Source organism: Rhizobacter sp. P2_H3, from assembly GCF_056403355.1.
In genome coordinates, this window is sequence record NZ_JBFUFQ010000333.1 from 1 (window position 1) to 4,584 (window position 4,584).

At 73.0% G+C, this 4,584-nt stretch carries 3 protein-coding genes; all 3 read left to right on the forward strand.

Annotated elements, in window-relative coordinates:
* Window positions 1-421, forward strand: a 421-nt coding sequence (locus AC1D1T_RS30150) for a GPW/gp25 family protein (RefSeq protein ID WP_477993120.1), incomplete at its 5' end; no start/stop codon positions are given.
* Window positions 418-4,233 carry a baseplate J/gp47 family protein gene (locus AC1D1T_RS30155; RefSeq protein ID WP_477825932.1) on the forward strand — a complete coding sequence of 1,272 codons (3,816 nt, stop codon included), beginning with the start codon at window positions 418-420 and terminating at the stop codon, window positions 4,231-4,233. The genes AC1D1T_RS30150 and AC1D1T_RS30155, both read left to right, overlap by 4 nt.
* Window positions 4,230-4,584, forward strand: a 355-nt coding sequence (locus tag AC1D1T_RS30160) for a hypothetical protein (RefSeq protein ID WP_477993122.1), incomplete at its 3' end; no start/stop codon positions are given. The genes AC1D1T_RS30155 and AC1D1T_RS30160, both read left to right, overlap by 4 nt.

Genomic DNA, 4,584 nt, shown 5'->3' on the forward strand with positions numbered 1-4,584 from the left:
CGACAGCAACAAGCGCTTCCTCGGCACCGGCTGGGCCTTCCCGCCGGCCTTCGACGGCCGCACGCTGCATGCGCTGACGGTGTCGGAAGACCAGGACGTGCGCGAGAGCCTGCGCATCCTGCTGTCCACCGTACCCGGCGAGCGCGTGATGCACCCGACCTACGGCTGCGGCCTGCAGCGCATGGTGTTCGAGAACATCACCGAGAGCACGCTGACCGAGATCCGCAGCCTGGTCGAGAAGGCGGTGCTGTTCTTCGAGGTGCGCATCACGCTCGACCAGGTCGAGATCGACACCTCGGACCTGTACGAGGGCGTGCTGAAGCTGCAGCTGAACTACACGATCCGCAGCACCAACGTGCGCGACAACATGGTGTACCCGCTGTACCTGAACGATGGTGCGGCGCGCGAGGTGGCGGCATGACCAGCGGAACCTCGCAGAATGAACGCTTTCCACCGGCGCTGGCCGACGGCTACTTCCGCGTCGACGAGCTGCCGTTCGAGGACCGCGTCGCGATGACGGCCACGCTCGCGCGCCAGCTGCGCTTCGTCGACCTCGACAACCGCGAGGCCGGCGACTGGCGCGCGATGTTCGCGAGCGACGTGACGATGGTGCTGGCGCGTATCGCCAGCATCGACGTGCAGGCGCTGCAGGAGGATTTCCTGCACGACGCCGACTCGGCGCCGCTGCCGCGCCTGGCCCACCAGGTGGTCGAGCTCGCGCAGTGGATCGACCTGTGGTTCAAGTCGCTCGACGGGCGCGAGGATGCCGCCTCGCTGGCGTTCCGCGGGCGCATCCACCAGCTGGTCGACCAGCAGCTCGGCGCCGAGCTGCAGTGGGTGCACGAGCGCTTCGGCAAGCGCCGCTGGCAGGACCGCGAGGTCGGCCGCTCGCACGAGCGCCTGGCCGGCATCTGGAGCAGCGGTGCGCCACTGCTCGCGACGGCTGCCGCCGGCCGTGACGAGCGCGAGCTGCTGCGCGAACGCTACTTCGTGTTCCTGGCCGCGATCGACACGCTGCGCGCGCTGGCCCGCGAACTGCTGCCCGGCACGCTGCACAGCGGCACGCACGAGGCGGCGGTCGGGCTGCTGATCGCGTTCCTGAAGGTCTATGAATCGGCGCAGCGCGAGGTGAACCGCTTCACCGCGCGGCACGTCGATTTCTACTACCGCGACTGCCTCGGCTTCGGCCCGGCCGGGCCGGTGGCCGACGAGGTGCACCTGGCCTGCGCCCGCGATGCGCGCGGCGAACGCCTGCTGCAGGTGCCGCAGGGCACCGTGTTCGACGCCGGCAAGGATGCGGCCGGCCAGCCGCTGCGTTTCCACAGCGCGGCACCGCTGGTGGTGACCGATGCGCGCGTCGCGGCGCTGTGCACGCTGCGGATGGAGCGCGATGCGCGGATCTCGCCGGAGTGCGAGTTCGGCTTCGTGACGCGGGCCAAGGCGGCGCGGCCCCCGGTCGGTGTCGCGGACGGCAGCAGCGCCTGGCCGCTGTTCGGCGGCGGCGCCGGGGCGGTCGATGCGCGGCTGGGCCTCGCGATCGCGTCGCCGCTGCTGTTGCTGCGCGAGGGCGAGCGGATGATCCGGGTCGAGTTGCCTGTCGGGGAGGGCTCGGCCGATGGCGCGCAGGCGCTCGACGCGCTGGTCGACGCGGTCACCTTCGCGACCGACCCGGTCACGCTGCGCGATGCCTTCGGCCGGCTGCTCGGCCACTGGCTGCTGTCCGGCAGCGCCGACTTCACCGAAGCGCAACTGCGCCGCATGCGGCTGGCCGCGCACCGCGAGCTGCAGGGGCGCGTGCCGCAGGCGCACAGCGTCGGCGATCCGCTGGTGCTGCTGGCCGGCGCGCAGGCGCCGCAGCGCGTGCTGGTGTTCGAACAGCTGTTCCACGGCCTGCTGAAGCTGCACCTGAGCGCCGCGAACGGCTGGCTGGAGGCCACCGATGCCGATGTCGACCGCCTGCCGGAAGGTGGCCTGTCGATCACGCTACGGCTGCGCCCCGATGCGCCGGCGATCGTCGGCTGCGAGCCCGCCGTGCATGGCAACGACTGGGGGACCCGGCTGCCGGTGCTGCGCATCGAGCTCGGCACGCAGGGCCGGCTCTACCCGTACTCGCTGCTGGCCGACCAGCCGCTCACCGACGCGCGGCTGCGCGTCAGCGCCAGCGGCGTGCGCGACATCGTGCTGCACAACAACCTCGGCCGGCTCGACCCGACCAAGGCCTTCCACCCGTTCGGCCCGCTGCCGACGCTGTCGTCGTACCTGGTGGTCGGCGCGCGCGAGGTGGCGTGCAAGAACATCCAGCGCTTGTCGATGCAGCTCGAATGGGGCGGCCTGCCGCCCGACGCCGGCGGCTTCGACACCCACTACCGCGGCTACCCCGACGAGCAGCGCCGCGGCGATTTCACGGCCGCGCTCGCGATCCTGCGCGACGGGCTGTGGCAGCCGTGCAGCGGGGCTTCGGCGCAGCAGCCGCTGTTCGCGCCGCCGGATGCCGCCGCCTGCCTGCAGCCGATGTGGGAGATCGAGGTCGACCCCGGCTCGGTGCGCAAGCACAGCCGGGCCGGCGACCCGGCGGAGTGGGACGGGCCGCTGCCGCGCAACGGCCTGTACCGGCTGCAGCTCACCGGCCCGCGCGGCGCGTTCGGCCATGCCGCGTACCCGATGGTGCTGGCCGACACCGTCACCGCGAACGCGCGCAGGAACCTGCGCGCGCGCCGGCGCCAGCTGCTGCCGAACCCGCCCTACACGCCGCTGATCGAGCGGCTGACGCTGAGCTACGAGGCGGCCGGCGTGATCCGCCCCGGCGCGCAAAGCCCGAGCGAGAAGGGACCGCTGGAGGCCGCGCCGGACGTGGAGCGCCTGCTGCACCTGCACCCGTTCGGCGTCGACACGCTGCATTCGGCGGCGGCCGGCGCGAGCCACGGGCTGCTGCCGCGGCCCGGCGACGACGGCAACCTCTACATCGGCCTCGCGGCCGGCGAGCCGGGCGGCACGCTGACGCTGCTGTTCTCGCTGCTCGAATCGGCTGCCGACGCGACCCGCTCCGGCGCGGTGCGCGCGCCGGTGCGCTGGGCCACGCTGGCCGGAGACCACTGGCGGCCGCTGCCGGCGGCGCGCGTGCTGGCCGACAGCACCGAGGGCTTCCTGACCTCGGGCATCGTCACGCTCGACCTGCCGGGCGACCTGACGCTGGACAACGAGGTGATGCCGGCCGGCCTGTACTGGCTGCGTGCGTCGGCGGCCGCCGGCTTCGAGGGGTTCGCGGCGCTGCAGTCGGTGCAGGCGCATGCGCTGCGCGCGCGGCGCGTGCTGCCGACCGGGGCGGCGATGTTGCAGATCCTGCCGCAGGGCCGCATCACCCGCCCACTGGCCTCGCTGCCGGGGCTGTCCGGCGTGCAGCAGGTCGGGCCGTCGTTCGGCCTGCGCCCGGCCGAGGACGCGGGCCTGCTGTACACCCGTGCCGGCGAGCGGCTGCAGCACAAGCAGCGGGCCGGCACCGCGTGGGACGTGGAGCGGCTGCTGCTGGCGCGCTTTCCCGAGATATTCAAGGTGCGCTGCCTGTCCGGCGACGAGATCGCCGCGGCCGGCCAGCCGCGGCCGCCGGCCGGCCAGGTGCTGGCGGTCGTCGTGCCGCAGGTGCCGCGCAACGATCCGGCGTTCGCCTGTGCCGCGCCGCGCTTCAACGCGATCGAGCTGCGCCGCATGGCCGACTACCTGCGCGAGCGTGCGTCGCCGTTCGCGAAGGTGGTCGTGCGCAACCCGGTCTACGACCGGCTGCAGCTGCGCTGCGTGGTCGGCCTGGCGCGCGGCGTGCACGAAGGCGAGGCCTTGCAGCGCATCACGCGCACGGTGGTGGCCACGCTGTCGCCGTGGTTCGACGACGGCTGCGGCCCGGCGTTCGACTGGGTCGTGCGCGGCGAAGACCTCGAGGCGCGGCTGCGTGCGCTGGACGGCGTCGACTACGTGACGCAGCTGTCGCTGCTGCACCTGACCTGCAGCGACGCCGGCGTGTACACGCTGGTCGACACCGCACGCGAGGGGCAGGGTGAGAGGCCAGGTGAAGGGCGGGGCGAACGCGGCCACGCCGTCTCGCGCGCCCCGTGGAGCCTCGCGCTGCCGATGCCCACGCACATCGTCACCGCGGCCTCCGCGTTCCCCGACCCGGCGCCGCAGCCGACCGGCATCGCGCAGCTGTCGATCGGCAGCACCTTCGTGATCGGGGGCGGCGCATGACGATCCGCAACCGCAAGACGCTGCAGCACTTCTTCGACGAAGGCCGCTTGCCCACGCGCGACCACTTCGCCGACCTGATCGACTCGATGCTCAACATGAGCGACGAGGGCTTCCACAAATCGGCCGAGAACGGCATCGAGGTGTCGTCGCCGGCCGGCTACGACGCGCTGGTCAGCTTCTACCGCGAGCAGAGTTCGCGCACCGCGCTGTGGTCGATGAGCTACGGCGGCGACCGCGACCAGCTGCTGTTCCACCACGCCGGCGTCGCCGCGTCGCGCGGCCGCAAGCCGGTGCTGGCGCTCGACGCACAGGACCGCGTCGGCATCGGCACCGCCGAGCCGGCCCAGGCGC